Origin of the sequence: Actinokineospora sp. UTMC 2448, assembly GCF_024760565.1 — a bacterium.
In the GTDB taxonomy this organism is placed as follows: domain Bacteria; phylum Actinomycetota; class Actinomycetes; order Mycobacteriales; family Pseudonocardiaceae; genus Actinokineospora; species Actinokineospora fastidiosa.
On record NZ_CP031087.1, the window covers coordinates 4,241,578 to 4,262,279 of the forward strand.

General features: G+C 73.4%; 25 protein-coding genes. 7 read left to right on the top strand and 18 right to left on the bottom strand.

What is annotated here, in order from left to right; genetic code table 11:
• Positions 1-160: 160 nt before the first annotated feature.
• Entirely contained in the window at positions 161-880 is a 720-nt protein-coding gene (locus Actkin_RS19225; RefSeq protein WP_258903664.1) for a maleylpyruvate isomerase family mycothiol-dependent enzyme, read from the bottom strand.
• Between the two features lie 154 nt (positions 881-1,034).
• Between Actkin_RS19225 and Actkin_RS19230 the strand changes: the two genes are divergently transcribed.
• Complete coding sequence (locus tag Actkin_RS19230) at positions 1,035-1,742, top strand: hypothetical protein (RefSeq protein WP_258903665.1); 708 nt, start codon at positions 1,035-1,037, stop codon at positions 1,740-1,742.
• Between the two features lie 318 nt (positions 1,743-2,060).
• Here Actkin_RS19230 and Actkin_RS19235 read toward each other — a convergent pair whose 3' ends face one another.
• Genes Actkin_RS19235 through Actkin_RS19250 form a run of 4 tightly spaced genes read right to left on the bottom strand, consistent with a single transcriptional unit; the run spans position 2,061 to position 3,674 of the window.
• Positions 2,061-2,225 (bottom strand): hypothetical protein, encoded by a 165-nt coding sequence (locus Actkin_RS19235; protein ID WP_189210912.1) that lies wholly within the window; start codon positions 2,223-2,225, stop codon positions 2,061-2,063.
• A 21-nt stretch (positions 2,226-2,246) separates the two neighbouring features.
• Positions 2,247-2,717: a hypothetical protein gene (locus tag Actkin_RS19240; protein WP_189210913.1), complete on the bottom strand. Its 471-nt coding sequence runs from the start codon at positions 2,715-2,717 to the stop codon at positions 2,247-2,249.
• 59 nt (positions 2,718-2,776) lie between these two features.
• Positions 2,777-3,184, bottom strand: coding sequence for a type III secretion system chaperone family protein (locus Actkin_RS19245; protein WP_189210914.1), 408 nt, complete (start codon positions 3,182-3,184; stop codon positions 2,777-2,779).
• Positions 3,185-3,209: 25 nt separating this feature from the next.
• The gene (locus tag Actkin_RS19250) at positions 3,210-3,674 is read right to left on the bottom strand and encodes an NAD(P)H-dependent oxidoreductase (RefSeq protein ID WP_258903666.1); all 465 of its coding nucleotides are present in this window, start codon (positions 3,672-3,674) and stop codon (positions 3,210-3,212) included.
• Positions 3,675-3,770: 96 nt separating this feature from the next.
• Here Actkin_RS19250 and Actkin_RS19255 point away from each other — a divergent pair, with 96 nt between their 5' ends.
• Together Actkin_RS19255 and Actkin_RS19260 are read left to right on the top strand one after the other, a co-directional pair.
• A complete protein-coding gene (locus Actkin_RS19255; RefSeq protein ID WP_189211790.1) occupies positions 3,771-4,085 on the top strand; it encodes a PadR family transcriptional regulator in 315 nt (104 codons plus the stop codon).
• Positions 4,082-4,924, top strand: coding sequence for a hypothetical protein (locus tag Actkin_RS19260; RefSeq protein WP_258903667.1), 843 nt, complete (start codon positions 4,082-4,084; stop codon positions 4,922-4,924). The genes Actkin_RS19255 and Actkin_RS19260 overlap by 4 nt, the downstream gene beginning before the upstream one ends.
• Here Actkin_RS19260 and Actkin_RS19265 read toward each other — a convergent pair.
• Complete coding sequence (locus Actkin_RS19265) at positions 4,869-5,354, bottom strand: gluconokinase (protein ID WP_258903668.1); 486 nt, start codon at positions 5,352-5,354, stop codon at positions 4,869-4,871. The two genes, Actkin_RS19260 and Actkin_RS19265, sit on opposite strands and share 56 nt — an antisense overlap.
• A 65-nt stretch (positions 5,355-5,419) precedes the next feature.
• On the opposite strand from Actkin_RS19265, the gene Actkin_RS19270 reads away from it, so the two are divergent.
• The gene (locus tag Actkin_RS19270; protein WP_258903670.1) at positions 5,420-6,109 is read left to right on the top strand and encodes a FadR/GntR family transcriptional regulator; all 690 of its coding nucleotides are present in this window, start codon (positions 5,420-5,422) and stop codon (positions 6,107-6,109) included.
• Between the two features lie 10 nt (positions 6,110-6,119).
• Positions 6,120-6,722 (top strand): copper resistance CopC family protein, encoded by a 603-nt coding sequence (locus Actkin_RS19275; protein WP_258903672.1) that lies wholly within the window; start codon positions 6,120-6,122, stop codon positions 6,720-6,722.
• Between the two features lie 3 nt (positions 6,723-6,725).
• Here the strand turns inward: Actkin_RS19275 and Actkin_RS19280 are convergent, their stop codons facing one another.
• Positions 6,726-8,267, bottom strand: a complete 1,542-nt coding sequence (locus Actkin_RS19280; protein WP_258903674.1) for a deoxyguanosinetriphosphate triphosphohydrolase family protein — start codon at positions 8,265-8,267, stop codon at positions 6,726-6,728.
• Positions 8,268-8,317: 50 nt separating this feature from the next.
• Between Actkin_RS19280 and Actkin_RS19285 the strand changes: the two genes are divergently transcribed.
• Both Actkin_RS19285 and Actkin_RS19290 read left to right on the top strand, forming a co-directional pair.
• Entirely contained in the window at positions 8,318-9,478 is a 1,161-nt protein-coding gene (locus tag Actkin_RS19285) for a lycopene cyclase family protein (RefSeq protein WP_258903676.1), read from the top strand.
• A 133-nt stretch (positions 9,479-9,611) separates the two neighbouring features.
• Positions 9,612-11,339 carry a GGDEF domain-containing protein gene (locus Actkin_RS19290; protein ID WP_258903678.1) on the top strand — a complete coding sequence of 576 codons (1,728 nt, stop codon included), beginning with the start codon at positions 9,612-9,614 and terminating at the stop codon, positions 11,337-11,339.
• 10 nt (positions 11,340-11,349) lie between these two features.
• Here Actkin_RS19290 and glmS read toward each other — a convergent pair whose 3' ends face one another.
• The 11 genes from glmS to Actkin_RS19345 are packed head-to-tail and all read right to left on the bottom strand — an operon-like array spanning position 11,350 to position 20,657.
• A complete protein-coding gene (glmS, locus tag Actkin_RS19295; RefSeq protein ID WP_258903679.1) occupies positions 11,350-13,170 on the bottom strand; it encodes a glutamine--fructose-6-phosphate transaminase (isomerizing) in 1,821 nt (606 codons plus the stop codon).
• A 10-nt stretch (positions 13,171-13,180) separates the two neighbouring features.
• Positions 13,181-13,438: a hypothetical protein gene (locus tag Actkin_RS19300; RefSeq protein WP_258903680.1), complete on the bottom strand. Its 258-nt coding sequence runs from the start codon at positions 13,436-13,438 to the stop codon at positions 13,181-13,183.
• A 28-nt stretch (positions 13,439-13,466) separates the two neighbouring features.
• On the bottom strand, positions 13,467-14,030 hold the full coding sequence (mug, locus tag Actkin_RS19305) for a G/U mismatch-specific DNA glycosylase (protein WP_373292389.1): 564 nt from the start codon (positions 14,028-14,030) through the stop codon (positions 13,467-13,469).
• Positions 14,031-14,077: 47 nt separating this feature from the next.
• Positions 14,078-14,464 (bottom strand): metal-sulfur cluster assembly factor, encoded by a 387-nt coding sequence (locus Actkin_RS19310; RefSeq protein ID WP_189210925.1) that lies wholly within the window; start codon positions 14,462-14,464, stop codon positions 14,078-14,080.
• The gene (sufU, locus tag Actkin_RS19315) at positions 14,461-14,901 is read right to left on the bottom strand and encodes a Fe-S cluster assembly sulfur transfer protein SufU (RefSeq protein ID WP_189210926.1); all 441 of its coding nucleotides are present in this window, start codon (positions 14,899-14,901) and stop codon (positions 14,461-14,463) included. Before sufU ends, Actkin_RS19310 begins: the two co-directional genes overlap by 4 nt.
• Positions 14,901-16,193, bottom strand: a complete 1,293-nt coding sequence (locus tag Actkin_RS19320; protein WP_258903681.1) for a cysteine desulfurase — start codon at positions 16,191-16,193, stop codon at positions 14,901-14,903. The genes sufU and Actkin_RS19320 overlap by 1 nt, the downstream gene beginning before the upstream one ends.
• A 40-nt stretch (positions 16,194-16,233) precedes the next feature.
• Positions 16,234-17,007 (bottom strand): Fe-S cluster assembly ATPase SufC, encoded by a 774-nt coding sequence (gene sufC, locus Actkin_RS19325; RefSeq protein ID WP_189210928.1) that lies wholly within the window; start codon positions 17,005-17,007, stop codon positions 16,234-16,236.
• A gap of 22 nt (positions 17,008-17,029) precedes the next feature.
• Positions 17,030-17,344, bottom strand: a complete 315-nt coding sequence (locus tag Actkin_RS19330; protein ID WP_189210929.1) for a non-heme iron oxygenase ferredoxin subunit — start codon at positions 17,342-17,344, stop codon at positions 17,030-17,032.
• Entirely contained in the window at positions 17,341-18,486 is a 1,146-nt protein-coding gene (sufD, locus tag Actkin_RS19335) for a Fe-S cluster assembly protein SufD (RefSeq protein WP_258903682.1), read from the bottom strand. Before sufD ends, Actkin_RS19330 begins: the two co-directional genes overlap by 4 nt.
• Complete coding sequence (gene sufB, locus Actkin_RS19340) at positions 18,487-19,929, bottom strand: Fe-S cluster assembly protein SufB (RefSeq protein ID WP_189210931.1); 1,443 nt, start codon at positions 19,927-19,929, stop codon at positions 18,487-18,489. It lies immediately after the preceding gene.
• Complete coding sequence (locus tag Actkin_RS19345; protein ID WP_258903683.1) at positions 19,926-20,657, bottom strand: helix-turn-helix transcriptional regulator; 732 nt, start codon at positions 20,655-20,657, stop codon at positions 19,926-19,928. The genes sufB and Actkin_RS19345 overlap by 4 nt, the downstream gene beginning before the upstream one ends.
• Between the last annotated feature and the right edge of the window lie 45 nt (positions 20,658-20,702).

Sequence of the window (20,702 nt, forward strand, 5' to 3'; positions counted from 1 at the left end):
TCCCCCGGTCGCAGGGACTCCGTGAACACGCGTGTTTGCGCGATCACATCAAGTGAGTGTAAAGGCGCGGTTCAGCGCGGGCACACCGACAATTCACGGCTACCTGCCGGTAAGTTCCGGCCTTTTATTCCCACTTGCCAGGCGAGATCAATTCAGTGAATCAAAACGGCGTGCGGTCCAGGAAATCCGCCGCCACCGCCTGGTCGCCGAAGACGTCGACCCGGTCGAGCGGCGTTCTGCGCAGCAGCACCAGCAACAGCTCCATGGCCGGGCCGCGCACGGCCGCGGTCGCCTTGGCGTGCCCGGGTTCCCACACCACGCCCGCGCCGTCGCGGCGCAGCGTCCACTCGCCGTCGGTGTCGGTGGCGTGCAGGTGGAGGCTGACGCCGTCGTCCAGCGCCGGGGCCTTCCCGTCCGCCAGCAGCGACAGCCACTCGGCCACGCCGTCCGCGGCGAGCGCCGGGTCCTCGTCGACCGCGCTCCCCAGCGCCAGCAGCGCGTCGGCGCGGTGCACCAGGACCTCGTGCAGCCGTCTGCGCACCCACCAGGCGGCAGGCCGGGGCCCGACGAACGTCCACACGGGAACGTCCGGGTCGGCGGCGACGGCGTCGATGAGCAGGCCCGGACCCGCGGCCAGCCAGTCGACGGCGGCGGTGTGGTCGGCGGGCGGCTTGCCGTCGGCGACGGTCTTCGGGTCGACGCGGGCCTCGGCGCGCGTGGCCACGATCGTCGCCGCCCAGCGGTCGCCGCGGCCGACGTGGGTCAGCAGCTGCCGCAGCGTCCATCCGGGGCACGCGGGCACGGGCGTGTCCGGGTCGGCGGCGGCGAGCACGTCGGCGAACGCGCGGTTGCGGTCGACGAAGGCGGCAGCGGTGTCCATGCGCCCCAACCCATCCCGGCTGTGATGATCGCCATACGGCGAGCCGTCCCGGCGACGGCTTTCCCGAGTAGATCACGGGTCGGGGGCGGTCGGCCACCGTGATCTCCACCGAACGATGGCCACCCGAATGGCGGAAGCACTACGGTAGGGCCCCGTGTCGGACTCTGTGCCCAAGTTCCCGCCCCGGCCCAGTGACCAGGGGTCGCTGATCGTCAGCTCCCTGCCCGACCAGCTGCCGCTCACGCTGCGCACGGCGCCGGTCGCCGCGCCGCCGCCCCGGCGCCGCCGATGGCCCGTGATCGCGGGCGGTGCCCTCGCCGCGCTGCTGGTGGCGGGCGGGGTGCTGTGGTGGTCGACCGGCTCGGCGCCGCCACAGCCCGCCCCGCCGCCCGCCGCCCCGGCCGCGGAGTTCGTCTTCGCCCGCGCGCCGGAGACCCAGCGGGCCGTCCTGGACAGCGACTGCTCCGCCCACGCCTACGGCGACACCAAGGCGTTCCTGGTCGACACGCCGTGCGCGCAGCTGACAAGGGCGCTGTTCACGACCACGACGGCGGACGGCAGGACCGTGCACACCTCCGTCGCCGTTGTCCGCATGCACACCGCCGACGACGCGACCCGCCTGGGTGACCTCGTGCGGGCCGACGGGACGGGCAGCGTCAACGACGTCCTGCGCGACCGGGTGGCCGTAGTGCCGGGCCTGACCCGGCTGAGCCGAGGCGGCTTCGCGGCCACCGTGCTCGACCAGCACGTGATCATCGCCGAGTCCGACACGGCCACACCCCTCCCCGACCCGATGGCCCACAAGGCCGAGATGAAGCGCGTCAGCACCGCCGCCCTGGACCTGGGCGTCGGCCTGAACTGAGGGCCGGTCCTTCCGGCCTCGACGCCGGGGAGGCGAGAACCCGCCGCAGGACCGGCGATGGCCTTCGGCTCGCTGGACGTCGGACGGCCGGGACAGCAGGGCTTCGGCTGCCGGCCGGGACCGGCGTGGGAACGCGCTGGAACGTCCGGCCCCAGCGGGCGGCCTCGCCGATCAAGGTGAGGTGAAGTCCCACGTGCCCCGGCTCCGCGAGCTGGTGCTTCACCACATCGGATGAGCTCGAAGCGGACCGGCGACCTCCCCGGACCCGCGACGGGGTGAGCTGGAGAAGGCCCACCCGTCAGGGTGGGCCGTGGGTGGTCAGTCGCGCTTGGTCAACAGGTTCGGGCCGAGGATCTTGCGGGCGATCCTGCGGGCCATGCTCTTCTGCGGCGTCGGGCGAGGGGTCGGCAGGGTTCCCGCAAGGCGGATGCGGACCGTCGGGGCGTCATGAGCGGTGGCGGGCTGGGGTTCGCTGGCCGTCATGCGCTCGATCTTGCCAGGGCCTCAGCAGAAGGAGTCCATCCGGTCCAGGGCGTCGCTGGTCTTCTCGCGGTTCTCCGGGGTGTCGCCGCCGTCCAGCGAATCGATGAGGTCGCGGCCCGCCTCCTGGCACTTGGTCAGCTCGCCGACCTTGGTCTCGGCGACGCGCTTGTCCTCCTCGACGCCCGACAGGGTCTCCTCCACCTCCTTGACCCGCTTCTCGCTGTCGGCAAGCGCGCCCTCGCTCTTGGTCAGGCTCTCGCGGGTCGCGGTGTGGTCGCCGCCCTCGATGATCCAGAGCGTGGCGAAGGTGCCCGTGCCGATCACGGCCAGCACCAGCAGCACGACCAGGACGACCACCGGGCCGCGGCCGGATTTGGCCGGTGGCGCGGCGGGCGCGCCGTACTGGCCGTACTGCTGGCCGCCCGCCGGGGTGGCCAGCCCCTGGTACGACGAGGCCGGATAGCCGCTGGACTGATCAGGTCCGTACGTCATGTGGAATCCCCCTCCGGATGTCTCCGCCATCGGATGGCCGACGCGGGCTCTCGGTTCCGTCAGTAGTGGTCGCCGCCGAAGAACATCTCCTCGAGCTGGTCGCCGGTCCCGGCCAGCAGGGCCAGCGGCTCGGTGAACTCGTGGATGTCCAGGGTCGCCAGCGGCAGCGAATGCCGCAGCACGACGTGCTCCCCCATGATCGCCGCCCCGCAGGCGATGCTGGAGTGCCCGATCTCGGTGAGCAGGGCCCGCAGGTCCACGTCGGCCGCCTTGCCGATGGGCGTGGCGATCTGCACCCACTCGTGCTGCTTGTCGAGGACCTCCCGCACCAGGATCACGACCTGGGTGCGCTCGTCCTCCTCGTTGAAGTGCTCGAAGTCGAACAGGATGCGGATCTCGTCCTCAGCCTCGCTGAGAACCTCGTATTCCTCGCGCACGTACTCGGCCAGATCGGCCCATGTCGACATGTGATCATGCTATCGAGGCGCACCGTCATCCCGGTCGGGAACAGGCGTTGACGGTTTCCAAAGTGCCCAACGCCGCGTCCAGCGGGTCGAGATCGGCCTGGTGCTCGGGCAGGAACAGCGTGGGCAGCGCCCGGGGCCCGAGCGCGGGCCGCAGCGCGTGGTCGAGCACGCGCGCGTGCGCGGGAAAGGCCCCGACCGCGACGGGCAGCGCGGGGACCTCCGGGGCCAGCAGTCCGACCAGCGTCTTGAGCAGGCCGCTCGTCGACGCCCGGGTGACGGCGGCGACCACGACCAGCGCCTCGACGCCGTCGCCGCGCAGCCGGGCGATCGCCGGGTGGTCGGCGTCCCCGGTCAGCAGGGCGAGGGTGGGCAGGTCGCGCACGCACACCACGCGGGCGTCCCGCCCCCGCTCGCCGAGGCGGGCCGCCGCGTAGCCCGCGTAGGCCGCCGCCGTGGGCGAGCCGCCGGACAGGATGAGGATGGGCGCCACCCGGGCAGCCTCCCCCGCCCCGCTGACACCGCGCCGACGCGGCGCTGGCCTTATACATCGCGTGCCGATATATTCCGCAGCATGAGCGTTCGAGGCATGTCCGAGCAGGCGTTCCTGGTGGTGACGGCGCTCGCCGACGAGCCGATGCACGGGTACGCGATCGTCCAGGCCGTGGAGGCGCTGTCCGAGGGCCGGGTGCGGCTGCGGGTCGGGACCCTGTACGGGGTCCTGGACCGGCTGGTCGCCGACGGCCTGGCCGAGCGCGACCGCGAGGAGGTCCACCAGGGCAGGCTGCGCCGCTACTACCGGCTGACCGACGCGGGCGTGCGCGCCCTCGCCGCCGAGGTGGCCAGGATGCGGTCGAACGTGCGCGCGGCCAGCGCCGTGCTGCGGGCACGGGAGGCGCGATGACCAGCAGGCTGGAGCGCCGCTACCGCGCCCTGCTGTCCGTGCTGCCCGCACGGTACCGGGCCGAGCGCGAGGAGGAGATGGTCGCGAGCTTCCTCGACGGGCGCGACGGCGACCTCGACGCGGAGTACGGCTGGCCCGGCTGGGCCGAGACCGGCGCGACCCTCGCGCTCGCCGTGCGGACGCGGCCCCGGCTGCGCGACGCCGCCCGCCAAGCGGGGCTGTTCGGCCTGCTGCTCGGCGTGGCGATGGGCGCGTTCTCGCTCGCGTCGGCGCACGCGGCGCCCGTGCTGTCACTGTGGACGCTCGTCGCGGTGGCGTCGGCGGGCGCGGTGGTCGCCGCCGCCCGGGGCGCGTGGACCGAGGCCAGGCTGCTCGCCGCCGTCCCGGTCCTGCCCGCCGCGGCGGCGGTCGTGGTCGCGTTCCCGCCGGAGGACCCGCCGTGGCAGGCCGTGCTGGCCGCGGCGTTCTCCCTGCCCGCCGTGGCCACGGCGCTGTGCCTGTGCGCGGCCACGCCGACCCGGGTGTCCGCCCGCTGGCTGTGGGCGGCCGCGGCGGCCGCCGCCGTCGGCGCGCTGCTGCCGCTCACCGGGGTCGACCCGCTGACCTGCGCGCCCGCCGCCCTGCTGGCCGCGGCGGCGCTGCGCCGGGGTCGGGTGTGGACGGACGCGGTCGCGCTGTCGGCGCTCGCCCTGCTCCCGCCCGCCGCCCTGCTGGCCTGCCTGCCCGGCGCTGCCCCCCGGCCGCTGCTGATCGCCATGGCGGCCGCGGCCGCGCTGGCCGCCGTCAGGATCGCAGCAGGTCCGCCGCCTCGGCGACGATCCGGTCCACGGGCTCGGTGACGTCGGCGGTGAAGCCCGCCTCGTCCGGGCTCAGCGGCTGCAGGTCGGCGAACTGGGAGTCCAGCAGGGACGGCGGCATGAAGTGCCCGCTGCGCCCGGACATCCGGCCCGCGATCACCTCGCGCGAGCCGTGCAGGTGCAGGAACCACGCCGGGCCGCCGGAGCGCAGCAGGTCGCGGTAGGAGCGCTTGAGCGCCGAGCAGGTGACGACGCCGCCGCTCTCGGCGTGCTCGCCGATCCACACCGCGATCGCCAGCAGCCAGGGCTTCCGGTCGGCGTCGGTGAGCGGCACGCCGGAGGTCATCTTGTCGATGTTCGACCGCGGGTGGAACTCGTCCGCCTCGGCGTACGGCACGGCCAGCTTCTCCGCCAGCGCCATGCCGACCGTGGTCTTGCCCGATCCGGACACGCCCATCACCACGACCACCATTCGCCCGCCTCTCCTCGGCACAAATACGACTTATTCAAGCATCCCGCACGGTAGATTTCCCGCTCATGACCAACGGCATGCACGCGCGGGTGCTGGCCGAGTTGGGCGCCGAGATCGTCTCCGGCGCGCTGCCGCCGGGGTCGGTGCTGCGGCTGGAGGGCCTGCAGTGCCGCTTCGGCGTCTCCCGCACGGCAGCGCGCGAGGTGGTGCGCGTGCTGGAGGCGTTGCGGCTGACCACGAGCAAGCGCCGGGTCGGGATCACCGTCCGGGAGCGCGACGAGTGGAACCACTACGACCCGCTGGTGATCCGCTGGCAGCTCGACGGCCCCGGCCGGGTGGCCGCGCTGCGCGCGCTGACCGAGCTGCGCCACGCCGTCGAGCCCACCGCGGCCCGCTGCGCGGCGGCCCGCGCCACGCCCGAGCAGCGCGGCGCCCTGGCGGACATGGCGCGGCGGCTCGCGGCCGCGACCGGCGACCTCAACGCCTTCCTCGACCACGACATCGCCTTCCACGGCCTGGTGCTGCGCGCGTCGGGCAATCCCATGTTCCGCCAGCTGTCGGCGGTGGTCGCGGAAGTGCTGCGGGGCCGGACCGGGCACGGCCTGATGCCCGAGCGCCCCGCGCCCGAGGCCGTCGCCCTGCACGCGACGGTGGCCGCCGCGATCGCCGACGGCGCGGCCGAGCGGGCCGAGGCGGCGATGCGCGCGCTCGTCGTGCAGGCGCACGACGAGGTGGCCGAGCTGGCCCGCGACTAGAGTCTCGCGGATGCACCGTCGACTCACGGTGGCCGCGGTCGCGGTCGCGGCCGCGCTGCTGGCGGGCGCCCCGCCCGCGGCGGCCCACGTGGAGCTGGAGTCCAGCGACCCGGCGCAGGGCGCCGCCCTGTCCTCGGCCCCGTCGGCGGTGACGCTGACGTTCTCCGGGCCGGTCGCGGCCAACCCGGAGTCGGTGCGGGTCACCGCGCCCGACGGCAGCGCGTGGCGGGTGTCCGATGTGGAGGCGTCCGGGTCGGTGGTGACGGCGGCGGTCGTCGCGGCCGGACCGGCGGGCGTCCACGGCCTGGCCTACCGCGTCACCTCCGACGACGGCCACATAGTCACGGGCACGATCCGCTTCACCCTCGCCCGGCCCGCGCCGACGACCCCGCCGAGCACCACTGCGCCTGCCACCACTGCGACGATCACCACTGCGACGATCACCACTGGGGCGCCCACGACCACGTCCGCCGCTCCCGTGTCGGTCGCCACGCCGTCCGCGCCTGCCGAGGACACCGAGGACGGCGGCGGCCTGCCCGCGTGGTTCTGGGTGCTGTTCTCCGCCGTCCTGGTGTGGGGCGCGCTGTGGCTGTTCCGCGCGCGGCGGTCGTGAGGCTCAGAGCACCAGGGCGTCCGACCAGAACCGGCTCTCCCGGCCGCTGAGCGCGTCGAGCAGGGACACGGTCTGGCCGTCGGTGAGCGAGGCCACGAAGTCGATCACCGCCCGGCCCCTGGCCAGCGCGGGCACGCTGACCTCGCGCTCCCCGCGCGGGCCGACCAGGGTCTCCGGATGGTCCTTCGCCAGCTCGCTGTACTCGTCGTGGGCGAGCTCGACGAGGTCGAACAGCCGCCGCGGCAGCCGGTCGGCCTCGTACGGGTCCGCCAGCCACTGGTCGAGCGCCTCCACCAGCGAGGTGAGCAGCCGCGCCTGTCCGCGCTGGTGCAGCGCCAGGTCGGGCCGCAGCAGCACGAAGCGGCGGTGGACGAACTTGAGCACCTGCACCTCGTGCCACTGGTCGCACGCCAGCAGCACGTGCCCGGACCGCGTCGGCGGGTCGGCGAGCACGTGCACGCCCGCGACCAGCCGCCGCGTCCAGCCGGTGGAGAACGCGCCGAAGGCCTGCTCGGCGGCCACCGAGCCGTCGAACGGGACGGCCAGCAGCGCGTCGACGAGGTCCTCGCGGACCCGGGTGACGGCGGCGGCGAAGGCGTCGTCGTCGACCATCCAGCCGTCGCGCAGGTGCAGACGGCGGCGCAGCGCCTCCAGCGACCGGCCCGGCCTGCGCCGGTCGGCGGCCAGCTCGGTGTCGGAGAGCTGGGCGAACTCCGCGCGCCCGCGCTCCCAGCGGCTCAGCTCGGCGGAGACCGGCGCGTGCTGGAGGACGCCGATGCGGTGGAAGTCCTCCAGGTCGTGGATGGCGTAGGCGATGTCGTCGGCGTTGTCCATCACCGAGGACTCGACGGTCTGCTGCCAGTCGGCGATCCTCCCGGCGAACGGCGCGCGGCAGTCGAGCAGGTCGTCCAGCTCGGTGACGTAGGCGGAGAACTTCGCCGACCCGGTGCCGGGCGACTCCGGCGGCTCGGCGGCGCCGCGCGGCGGGTCGGCCATCGTCCTCGGGTGCGGGTCCGGGTGGGTCAGCCGCGTCCACGGGTACTTGAGGACGGCAGCGCGCACTGCGGCGGTCAGGTCCAGCCCGGCGGCCTTCGGCCCGCGCGTGTCGGTCGTGGTCACGATGCGGAAGCTCTGCGCGTTGCCCTCGAACCCGTCGGGCAGGCCGAAGCGGTGCCGGGCCAGCCGGTCGAGCACCTGCTCGCCGAGGTGGCCGAACGGCGGGTGCCCGAGGTCGTGGGCGACCGCGGCGGCCTCGACCACGTCCGGGTCGCAGCCGCCGAGGTCGGCCAGCAGCGGCGCGACGTCGGGGTCGGCGCCCAGCCGCTCGGCGATCGCCCGCGCCACCTGGGCGACCTTGAGGCTGTGGGTGAGGCGGTTGTGCAGCAGGCCGGAGCCGCCCGCCGTCACCACCTGCGTCACCCCGCCCAGCCGGGCGAAGAACGGCGAGGCGACCAGCCGGTCCCGGTCGCCGCGGAACGGCGTGGCGGCCAGGTCCCCGGGCGCGGGTCCGGGGTCGCGGCGCCCGGCGCGGTCGTGTTCGGCCATGCCGGAGAGCCTATTCCCCGCGTTCGGCCGAACGTGGTGGGATCGTCGCCGTGGCAGCGGTGGACGTGATCGTCGCGGGCAGCGGACCGGCCGGGTGGGCGCTGGCCCGCGCATGCACCACTCGGGGGCTCTCCACGACCGTGGTGGCCCCGCGGCCGGACGCGGCATGGCGGCCGACCTACGGGCTCTGGTCCGACCAGGCCGACACGCTGCCCCCGGGCGCGCGCATGGTGACCGCGACGGAGGTGCGCGCCTGCGGGCGTCCCGTCGACCGCCCGTACGCCGTCCTCGACAACGCCGCCACGGTCGCCGCGTACGTCGCGGGCAAGACGCCGGTGGTGCGCGACAAGGCGGTGGGCGTCACCGGCACGGCGCGCGGCGTCACCGTGCACCTGGACTCCGGGGGCGAGATCAGCGCCGCCGTCGTCGTCGACGCGACCGGGCACCGGCGCGGCCTCACCGGCGGGCGCCCGCCCGGTCCCCGGGTCGAACAGTCCGCCGTGGGCGTCGTCCTGCCCGCCGACGTGGCCGCCCCGCTCGCGCCGCCGGGCACGGCGGTGTTCATGGACGGCTGGGACACCGCCGACGGCCTGGCCACGTTCCTCTACGCCGTCCCGCTACCCGACGGGAGCACGCTGGTGGAGGAGACGTCCCTGGCCGCGCGCCCGGGCGTCGGCTCCGACGTCCTGCGCGCCCGGCTGGCCCGCAGGCTCGCGGCCGCGGGCGTCGCCGTCCCGGCCGACGCGCGGACCGAGCGCGTGCGCTTCCCGCTCGACCTGCCGATCCGCACCCCGGCCACCGCGCGGGGGCACGCCGCGCCGGTGGCCTTCGGCTCGGCGGCGGCCATGGTGCACCCGGCCACCGGCTACAGCGTCGGCGACGCCCTGGCCACCGCCCCCGCCGTGGCCGAGGCGATCGCCGCCGCCCTGCCCGAGGGCCCGGCCGCCGCCGCGGCCGCGGCGCGCGCCGCCGTGTGGCCGCGCCCGGCCCGCGCGGTGCACGCGCTGCGCAGGCAGGGGCTGCGCGCGCTGCTGGCCCTCCCTCCGGAGCGGGTGCCGGAGTTCTTCGCCGGGTTCTTCGCCCAGCCCGCCGGGCGCAGGCGGGCGTTCCTCACCGGGCGCGCGGACCTCGCGGGCACCGTGGCGGCCATGACCGCGATCTTCGCTACCTCGCCGTGGCCGATTCGCCGAAAACTGGCCACACTGCGATAGATCTTCACCACAATAATTGATCTTCGGCATTCATTCACCCATTCGGGGAATGCGGGGCGGCGAAGAACAATGCTCAGTGAACACCTGGTGACAAAGGCGCCCAAAGGCCTGGTCGGAGTGCACACTGTCCGGCGTGACCGTGGTGCCGGACGTCAGCTTCGCGTTCCAGCCATTGCTCAGCACCCGCACCGGGGAGACCGTGGCGGTCGAGGCCCTGGCCCGGCCCAAGGACGGCTCCATCTACGACTTGCTCAGGCAGGCCGGAAAAGCGGGCAGGCTGACCGAGACGGATATCTCCCTCGCCAGCGGGGCGCTGCTGGCCGCGGCGGGGCACAGCACCGCGCTGCCGGTGCACGTCAACATCCTCGCCGCCACGGCGACCCGCGCCGACGAGCTGATCCGGTTCCTGCGCCCGGCGCTGGCCCGGTGCGGCAGGCACCCGCACGATGTCGTCCTGGAGATCACCCCGCCGTACAGCCGCGTCCACCGCGCCGCCCTCGTCCGCGGCGTGACCGCGCTGCGCGAGCAGGGCTTCCGCATCGCCTTCGACGCCGTCGGCGACGGCGACCTGCCCCTCACCCTGCTCACCGACCTGCGGCCGGACCTGGTCAAGCTCGACGCCCACCTGATCGGCGGCCTGCCGGACGACGACGCCTGCCGCGCGGTCGTGGAGTTCCTCGCCCAGTACTGCGCCCGGGTCGACGTGCGCCTCGCCGCCGTCGGCGTGGACAACGAGGAGCAGCTGCTCTGCCTCAACCGCGCGGGCGTGCGGCTGGCCCAGGGCAACCTGCTGGCAGGCGCGAGCCGCGTCGGCATCCCGGCCCAGCTGCCCCGGCCGGTCGCCGAGATCATCGAGCTGAACGCCACGACCACCACCGAGGGCACGGGCGTGCCGATGGTCGCCGACTTCCTCCGGCCAGCGTCCACCCTGCCCGAGGACGCCCCCGCCGAGGCCGCCCGCGAGCGCTTCGCCGACGACCCGACGGTCAACGGCATCGTCCTGCTCGACCCGGACGGCAAGCCGGTGGGCACCGTCACGCGCAGCCGCTTCCTGCTGGCCGTCACCGGCCTCTACGGCCACGCCCTCAACGCCAAGCGCCCGGCGGCCCGCCACGGCGAGCCCTCGCGGATCATCGGCATCGACGCCACCGGCCTGCAGCTCCTGGAGGCCGTCGACGACGCCGAGTGGGACCGCTGGGGCGAGGACATCGTGGTCGTGGACGCCGCCGGGATCTGCCAGGGCGTCGTCCGCCTCGGCGAGGTCGTCCGCGCGGTGGCCGCGGCGCGCATCGAGCAGGCGGCGGCCCTCAACCCGCTGACCCGCCTCCCGGGCAGCGACGTCATCGACCGCGAGATCGACCGCCGCATCCGCCGCGGCGCGATGTTCGTGGCCGCCTGGCTGGACGTGGACTCCTTCAAGGCCGTGAACGACACGGCGGGCTTCGCCGCTGGCGACGACCTGATCCGCGCCATCGGCCGCGAGCTCTCCCGGGCCCAGGCCGAACTGCCGGGCGTCCGCGTCGGCCACGTCGGCGGCGACGACTTCCTGGTGGTCGCCGAGGTCGACGAGATCGCCGCCGTGGCCGCCAGGGTGGTCGACCGCCCCTGGTCCACCGAGGGCGTCGAGGTGTGCGTGTCCCTGGCCTCCCTGGTCTGCGGCGCGGGCACGATCTCGTCGTACCGCGACGTCTCCCGGCAGCTGGCGGCCCTGAAGAAGCGCGCGAAGGCCGTACCCGGCTCGAGCTGGGTCCTGGGCCGCACCGGCACCGACCGCGTCGAAGTGCTCCGCGGCCGGACCGTGCGCACCGCGGACCCCGCCCTCCAGCGGGCCATGCCCTCCCCGGACCGAGTGGCGGGGTAGCGCCCGGCGCTTACTCCACCGTCACGCTCTTGGCCAGGTTCCGCGGCTTGTCGATGTCCCGGCCCAAAGCCGCGGCAGTGTGGTACGCCAGGAGCTGCAACGGAATCCCCAGCACCAGCGGATCCAGCACGGCCTCCCCCCGGGGCACCCGCACCACCTCGTCCGCCACCCCGGCCGGGAGGTCCACAGTGGTCACGGCGATCACCGGCCCGCCCCTGGCGCGAATCTGCTCCATAGTGGACACGTTCTTCACCACGATGTCGTCGTCCGGCACGATCACCACGCTCGGCATGTCCTTGTCGATCAGGGCGATCGGGCCGTGCTTCAGCTCCGCCGCCTGGTAGGCCTCCGCGTGCACGTACGACACCTCCTTGAGCTTCTGCGCGCCCTCCCGCGCCACCGGCCAGCCGCTCACCCGGCCCAGGAAGAACATGTGCCGGGCCGAGGCGTACCGCGAGGCGATCCCCGCGATCTCGTCGTCCAGGGCCAGGGCGGCCTCGATGCGCTCCGGCAGGGCCTGCAGGCCCGCGACGACCCGCGCGCCCGCGGCGGCGGAGAGGTCGCGCACCCGGCCCAGCAGCAGCGCCAGCATGGCGAACGACACGCCCATCGTCGTCACCGCCTTCGTCGACGCCACCGAGATCTCCGGACCCGCGTGCAGGAACACCCCGCTGCCGCACTCGCGCGCGATCGCGCTGCCGACGACATTCACCGCGCCCATCACGCGGCCGCCCTTGCGGCGCAGCTCCTGCACCGCCGCGAGCGTGTCCAGGGTCTCCCCCGACTGGCTGACCGCCACGTACAGCGTGTCCGGGTCCACCACCGGGTTGCGGTACCGGAACTCCGATGCGGGCTCGGCGTCGGCCGGGACGCGCGCCAGCGACTCCACCAGCCCCGCGCCGATCTGGCCCGCGTAGTAGGCCGACCCGCAGCCGAGGAACTTCACCCGGCGCACCGAGCGCAGCGCCACCGGGTCCAGGTCGAGGCCGCCCAGGTGCGCGGTGGCGAACCGGGTGTCCAGCCGCCCCCGCAGCGCGCGGCGGACGGCCTCGGGCTGCTCGGCCATCTCCTTGCGCATGAAGTCCGGGTGGCCGTCGAGGCCGTACGAGCCCGACTCGAGGTCCACCGTGGTCGGGGTGCGCGTCGTCGTCGTGGCGTCCAGGGTGCTGGTGCGGTACTCCCCCGCCTTCACCGTGGCCACCTCGCCGTCGTCCAGGAACACCACGCGCTGGGTGTGGTGGACCAGGGCGGCGACGTCGGAGGCGACGAACATCTCCCCCTCGCCCACGCCGAGCACGATGGGGCTCCCGTTGCGCGCGACCACCAGCTCGTCCGGCCTGATCCGGTCCAGCACCACCAGGCCGTACGTGCCCTCCACGTGCCGCAGGGCGGTGCGCACCGCGTCCTCCAGCGGGCCGTCGCCCAGCGACGCGGCGATCAGGTGGGCGAGCGCCTCGGTGTCGGTGTCCGACGCCAGCGCGACGCCGTCGGCGCTCAGGCGGGCGCGCAGCTGCTCGGCGTTCTCTATGATCCCGTTGTGCACCACCGCGACCCGCCCGGACGCGTCCAGGTGCGGGTGGGCGTTGCGGTCGTTGGGCTCGCCGTGGGTCGCCCAGCGCGTGTGGCCGATGCCCGTCGTCGCGGCGCCGGGCAGGTCGAGGCGGTCCCGCAGGTCGCGCACGCGGCCCGCGACCTTGGTCACCGCGATCCGCCCCCGCCGGGGCACGGCGACCCCGGCCGAGTCGTACCCGCGGTACTCCAGCCGGTGCAGGCCCTCGACCAGCACCGGGACGGCCGGACGCGCCCCCACGTATCCCACGATCCCGCACACAAGCGGCTCCTCACCCGTAGACGATCCTGCGCAGCTGCCGCTCGGACAGCGCCTCCGCCGCGAACGGCCGCGCGGCCAGCTCCTCGGCGATGGCGGTCCAGATCTCGGCGTTGCGGTGCTGCCGGTTCCGCAGCTCGGCGTGGCGGCGGCGGACGAACTGCTCGACGGTCTCGCCGTAGTACGCCACCACGTCCGCGACGACCCGGGCCGCCACGGCGGGCGGCAGGCCGGTGCTCTGGGCCACGTGCCTCACAAGCGGGTCGGTCACGACCGGACCCTGCCACCCGGAACCGGGTTCAGCAACTTTCCTGCCCGATTTCGGGCAGGGCGCGGCGCAGAGCGCGGAACTCGGCCGCCAGATCGGGGAGCTGGTAGTGCGCGTTGAGCCCGCTCGGGTTGGGCAGCACCCAGACGGCGGCGGACCCGACGGTCTCCGGCCGCCTGCCCACGCGGGCGTCGGGGATGCCGAACGCCACCCGATAGGCCGTCACGCCGACGACGGCCACCACCCTCGGCCGATACCGCCCCACGAGTGCGCGCAGGCGCGCGCCGCCGCGCACCAGTTCCTCGGCGGAGAGCTCGTCGGCCCGCGCTGTCGCCCGGCGGACCAGGTTGGTCACGCCCAGCCCGAACCCCGGCAGCAGGCCCTGCTCGTCCGGGCGCAGCAGCCGCGGCGTGAAGCCCGACAGGTGCAGCGCGGGCCAGAACCGGTTGCCCGGCCGCGCGAAGTGGTGACCGGTCGCCGCCGAGTACAGGCTGGGGTTGATGCCGCAGAACAGCACCGCAAGACCGGGCGCGACGACATCGGGGATGGTGCGGTCGCGGGCGGCGTCCAGTTCGGCGCGGGTGGGGCGGGGCACGCCCACCATGTGATCAGAAGTGGATCAACCCCGCCACCGCGACGCCGCTAGACGGTGAAGCCGAGGGCGCGCAGCTGCTCGCGGCCGTCCTCGGTGATCTTCTCCGGGCCCCACGGCGGCATCCACACCCAGTTGATGCGGAAGTCCGACACGATCCCGCCGCCCGCGCCGCCGGTGAGCGCGGCCCGGGTCTGGTCCTCGATGACGTCGGTCAGCGGGCAGGCCGCCGAGGTCAGGGTCATGTCGATCGTGGCGGTGTTGTCGTCGTCGACCCGGATGTCGTAGACCAGGCCGAGGTCGACCACGTTGATGCCCAGCTCGGGGTCGACCACGTCACGCATGGCCTCCTCGACGTCGTCGAGGTTGGCCTTGTCGGCGCGCGGGGCGATCTCGGGCATGCCCGCCGCGCCGCGCTCCACGGTCTCGTCAGTCATGCTTGTCCTCCCGTACGGGCCAGCGCGTCCTTGAACGCCATCCAACCAAGCAGCGCGCACTTCACGCGGGCGGGGTACTTCGCCACGCCCGCGAACGCGATGCCGTCCTCCAGCACGTCCTCGTCCGGCTCGACCTGGCCGCGGCCCTGCATCAGCTCGACGAAGGCGTCCATCGTGGACAGCGCGTCGGCCACGCCCCGCCCGACCACGAGGTCGGTCAGCACCGACGTCGACGCCTGGCTGATCGAGCAGCCCTGCCCCTCGTAGGAGACGTCCTCGACGGTGTCGCCCGCGAGCCTGACCCGCAGCGTCACCTCGTCCCCGCAGGTCGGGTTGACCTGGAAGGACTCGGCGTCGTACGGCTCGCGCAGGCCGCGCCCGTGCGGGTTCTTGTAGTGGTCCAGGATGATCTCCTGGTACATCTGCTGCAGCTGCATCACGCCACCCCGAAGAACCGCTGGGCCGCCCGGACCCCGTCCAGCAGCGCGGCGATGTCGCCCAGGTCGTTGTAGAGGTAGAAGCTCGCCCGCACGCTGGCGGGCACCTTCAGGCGCCGGTGCAGCGGCCACGCGCAGTGGTGGCCGACCCGGACCGCCACGCCCTCGTCGTCGAGCACCTGGCCCGCGTCGTGCGGGTGGACGCCGTCGATGACGAACGACACCGCGCCGCCGCGGTCGGCAACGTCGCCTGCGGCGTCCAGGCCGGGGCCCAGCACCCGGACGCCGGGGATCTCGGCCAGCCCCGCCAGCGCGGCCACGGTCAGCGCGTGCTCGTGCTCGGCCACGCGGTCCATGCCCACGGCGTTGAGGTAGTCCACCGCCGCGCCCAGGCCGACGGCCTGGGAGGTCATCGGCACCCCGGCCTCGAACCGCTGCGGCGGCGGGGCGAAGGTGGACCGGGCCATCTCGACCATCTCGATCATCGATCCGCCGGTCAGGAACGGCGGCATCGAGCCCAGCAGCTCCCGGCGCCCGTAGAGCACGCCGATGCCGGACGGCCCCAGCATCTTGTGCCCGGAGAACACCGCGAAGTCCACGCCCAGCGCCGCGAGGTCGACCGGCGCGTGCGGCACGGACTGGCAGGCGTCGAGCACGGTCAGCGCGCCCACGGCCTGGGCGCGGGCGACCAGCGCCGCGACCGGGTTGACCGTGCCGAGCACGTTCGACTGGTGGGTGAACGCCACCAACCGCGTGCGCTCGGTCACCAGCGTGTCCAGGTCGGACAGGTCGAGCCTGCCGTCGTCGGTGACGCCGAACCAGCGCAGCGTCGCGCCGCTGCGCTGGGCGAGCTGCTGCCACGGGACGAGGTTGGCGTGGTGCTCCATCTCGGTGACCACGATCTCGTCGCCGGGACCGAGCACGAACCGCGCCGACTCCGGGCCCGCGGTGGCCGCGTTGCCCATCGCGTACGCCACCAGGTTGATGCCCTCGGTCGCGTTCTTGGTGAACACGACCTCGTCCGGCGTCACCCCGATGAACGCGGCGACGCGCGCTCGGGCGGACTCGTAGGCGTCCGTGGCCTCCTCGGCGAGCTGGTGCGCGCCGCGGTGCACGGCGGCGTTGTGCCGCTCCAGGAACTCCCGCTCGGCGTCGAGCACCTGGCGCGGCCGCTGCGACGTGGCCCCGGAGTCCAGGTACACCAGGCGTTTGCCGTCGCGGACGGTGCGGCCGAGGATCGGGAAGTCCGCGCGCAGCGCGGCCACGTCCAACGGCGCGGTCAGTGCGGTCACCGGGAAAGCCACCTCCTCCAAGGGCCTACGCGGTACAACGTCAGGACGCGCTCGCGGCTTCCTGCTTGCCCGCGTACTTCACGTAGCCCTCGGCCTCCAGCACGTCGGCCAGCTCCTTGCCGCCGGACTCGACGATGCGGCCACCAGCGAAGACGTGCACGAAGTCGGGGGTGATGTGGCGCAGGATGCGGGTGTAGTGCGTGATCAGCAGCACACCGGACTCGCCGGAGGCGCGGAAGCGGTTGACGCCCTCGGACACCACGCGCAGCGCGTCCACGTCGAGGCCGGAGTCGGTCTCGTCGAGGATGGCGATCTTCGGGTTCAGCAGCGCCAGCTGCAGGATCTCGTGGCGCTTCTTCTCCCCGCCGGAGAAGCCCTCGTTGACGCTGCGCTCGGCGAAGGACGGGTCGATCTCCAGCTCGCCCATCGCCGCCTTGACCTCCTTGACCCAGGTCCGCAGCTTCGGCGCCTCGCCGCGGACCGCGGTCGCCGCGGTGCGCAGGAAGTTCGACATGGACACGCCCGGGACCTCGACCGGGTACTGCATGGCCAGGAACAGGCCCGCGCGGGCCCGCTCGTCCACGCTCATCTCCAGCACGTCGACCCCGTCGAGGGTGACCGAGCCCGAGGTGACCTCGTACTTCGGGTGCCCGGCGACGGCGTAGCTCAGCGTCGACTTGCCCGAGCCGTTGGGGCCCATGATCGCGTGCGTCTCGCCCGCCTTCACGGTGAGGTCGACGCCCTTGAGGATCTCCTTGGGACCCTCGTCCGTGGCGACCGAGACGTGCAGGTCCTTGATTTCCAGCGTGGCCATTGCGGCTTCCTACTCCAAAAAGTCAGTTCGTCGTGGTGGTGATGTCGACGTGCACATCGCCAGCGACCACGGTCACGGCGTAGACGTCGACGGGTTCGGTCGCGGGCGGCGCGGAGGGCGCGCCGGTGCGCAGGTCGAAGCACGACCCGTGCAGCCAGCACTCGATGCCCTTGCGGGTCACCTCGCCCTCCGACAGCGCCAGTTCGGCGTGGGAGCACTCGTCCCGCAGGGCGTGCACCTCGTCGCCCTGGCGCACCAGCACCACGGCCACGTCGTCGACCTCGACGGCGAACGGCTTGCCGTCGTCGAGGTCGGCCAGGGCGCACACGCGGGTCATGCCCCGACCGCCGCCAGCTCGGCCTCGATCGCGGCCTCCAGGCGCTCGCGCACCTCGGGGACGTCGATCTTCATCAGCAGCTCGTGGAAGAACCCGCGCACCACCAGCCTGCGGGCCTGGTCCTCGGGGATGCCGCGCGCCTGCAGGTAGAACAGCTGCTCGTCGTCGAACCGGCCGGTCGCCGACGCGTGGCCCGCGCCAGCGATCTCGCCGGTCTCGATCTCCAGGTTCGGCACCGAGTCGGCGCGCGCGCCGTCGGTGAGGACCAGGTTGCGGTTCAGCTCGTAGGTCTGGGTGCCCTCGGCCGCGGCGCGGATCAGCACGTCGCCGATCCAGACCGTGTGCGCGTCATCACCCTGCAGCGCGCCCTTGTAGACCACATTGGACGTGCAGTTGGGCTGCGCGTGGTCGACGAAGGTGCGGTGCTCCAGGTGCTGGCCCGCGTCGGCGAAGTACAGCCCGGTCAGGTCGACCTCGCCGCCGGGACCGGCGAACGCCGCCGTCGGCGAGACCCGCACGACGTCGCCGCCGAGGGTGACCACGATGTGCTTGAGCAGCGCGTCGCGGCCGACCTTGGCGTGGTGGGCCGAGACGTGCACCGCGTCGTCCGCCCAGTCCTGGATGGACACCACGGTCAGCTTGGCGCCGTCGGCCAGCACGAACTCGACGTTGTCGGCGTACACCCCGGAGCCGCGGTGGTCGAGCACCACGACGCCCTCGGCGAACAGCTCCGCGCGCACCTGGAGGTGCCCGTAGGCGACCTGGCCCTCGCCCGGCCCGGTCACGGTGACCGTGGTCGGCTTCGACGCCTTGGTCTCCCCCGGCACGGTCACCACGGTGGCCGACGTGAACGAGGAGTACGCCTGCGCCGCGACTCGGTCCGCGGGCACGCCCGCCTGGCCGATGCGGGCGTCGGCGCGCTCGACGGTCTCGACGCGCACCTCGGGCGCGGCGTCCACCTCGACCGACGCCGAGCCGGTCGCGGCGGCGCCGGTGTGCAGGCCCGCGAGCCGCTTCATCGGCGTGAAGCGCCAGATCTCCTCCCGGCCGGAGGGGGTCTCGAACGCCTCGACGTCATAGGAGGTGAACCAGTCGGCCCGCGACGACTCGGGCACGACCGGCTTGTCGACAGAGACGGTCATTTAGCCGACCGCTCCTTCCATCTGCAGCTCGATCAGTCGGTTCAGTTCCAGCGCGTACTCCATGGGCAGCTCGCGCGCGATGGGCTCGACGAACCCGCGCACGACCATCGCCATGGCCTCGTCCTCGGTCAGGCCGCGCGACATCAGGTAGAACAGCTGGTCGTCGCTGACCTTGGAGACGGTGGCCTCGTGCCCCATCTGCACGTCGTCCTCGCGGATGTCGACGTAGGGGTAGGTGTCCGAGCGGCTGATCTGGTCGACCAGCAGCGCGTCGCACTTCACGGTGGACTTGGAGTTGTGGGCGCGCTTGTTCACCTGGACCAGGCCGCGGTAGGACGTGCGGCCGCCACCGCGGGCCACCGACTTCGACACGATCGTCGAGGAGGTGTGCGGGGCCATGTGGACCATCTTCGCGCCCGCGTCCTGGTGCTGGCCCTCGCCAGCGAAGGCGATCGAGAGGACCTCGCCCTTGGCGTGCTCGCCCATGAGGAAGACCGCGGGGTACTTCATCGTGACCTTGGAGCCGATGTTGCCGTCGATCCACTCCATGGTCGCGCCCTCTTCGGCCTTGGCGCGCTTGGTGACCAGGTTGTAGACGTTGTTCGACCAGTTCTGGATGGTCGTGTAGCGGCAGCGGCCGCCCTTCTTGACGACGATCTCCACGACCGCGGAGTGCAGCGAGTCGGAGGAGTAGATCGGCGCGGTGCAGCCCTCGACGTAGTGCACGTAGGCGCCCTCGTCGACGATGATCAGCGTCCGCTCGAACTGGCCCATGTTCTCGGTGTTGATCCGGAAGTAGGCCTGCAGCGGGATCTCCACGTGCACGCCCGGCGGCACGTAGATGAACGACCCGCCGGACCAGACGGCGCCGTTGAGCGCGGAGAACTTGTTGTCGCCGTGCGGGATGACCGAGCCGTAGTACTGCTCGAACAGCTCCGGGTGCTCCTTGAGCGCGGTGTCCGTGTCGAGGAAGATCACGCCCTGCTTCTCGAGCTCCTCGTTGATCTTGTGGTAGACCACCTCGGACTCGTACTGGGCGGCGACACCGGCGACCAGGCGGGCCTTCTCCGCCTCCGGGATGCCCAGCTTGTCGTAGGTGTTCTTGATGTCCTCGGGCAGGTCCTCCCAGGACTGGGCCTGCTTCTCGGTGGAGCGCACGAAGTACTTGATGTTGTCGAAGTCGATGCCCGAGAGGTCGGCGCCCCAGGACGGCATCGGCTTGCGGTCGAAGAGGCGCAGCGCCTTGAGCCGGGACTCCAGCATCCACTCCGGCTCGTCCTTCTTCGCGGAGATGTCCCGCACGACGGCCTCGGACAGGCCGCGCTGCGCACTCGCCCCCGCGGTGTCGGCATCGGCCCAGCCGTACTCGTAGCGCCCGAGCGTGGCAAGGGTCTCTTCCTGCGAAAGCGGCGTGGTGGTGCGCTGCTCGGCAGCGGCAGTCATTCGGACTTCCCTCCATCCGGAACCGGTGGTGCTATGGCCTTGGGTGCGTTCGCCAGCGGGACGTGGGTGGTGCACACGGCGTCCCCGTTGGCGATGGTCGCCAGCCGCTGCACGTGCGTGCCCAACAGCGACGCGAACGCCGCCGTCTCCACCTCGCACAGCTCGGGGAACTCCGCGGCGACGTGCGCCACCGGGCAGTGGTGCTGGCACAGCTGCTCCCCCGCGCCGACGCCGCGGGTCGAGGCAGCGTAGCCCTCCCTGGTCAGCGCGGCGGCCAAGGCCTGGGCCCTGGCCACGGGATCGCTCTGGCCGGTCACCGCGGCGCGGTGGCGGTCGACCAGCGTGGCCACCCGGCGCTCCGCGAACGCGCGCACCGCCTGCTCTCCCCCGTTCTCGGCGAGGAAACGCAGCGCGGCGATGGCGAGATCGTCGTAGGCGTGGCCGAAGCGGGCGCGGCCCGCCTCGGTGAGCAGGAAGAGCCTGGCGGGTCGTCCTCGGCCCCGGTCGCCCCGGCGGGGGGCGTCTCGCGTGCCCGCCTCGCCGTCGGCGACCAGTGCGTCCAGGTGCCTTCGGACGGCCGCCGGGCTCAGGCCCAGCGCCTCGGCGATCGCGGCCGCCGTGATCGGCCCCTGCTCCAGCAGCAGGCGCGCGACACTCTGCCGAGTGCGCCCGTCGTGCTGCGCGGGACCCCCGTCGAGGGTCCGCGGAGCCGGAGCCGTCTTTTTCACAACACAAGTGTGTCTTATTTCGCCGACGACGGCAAAGGCGGGGTG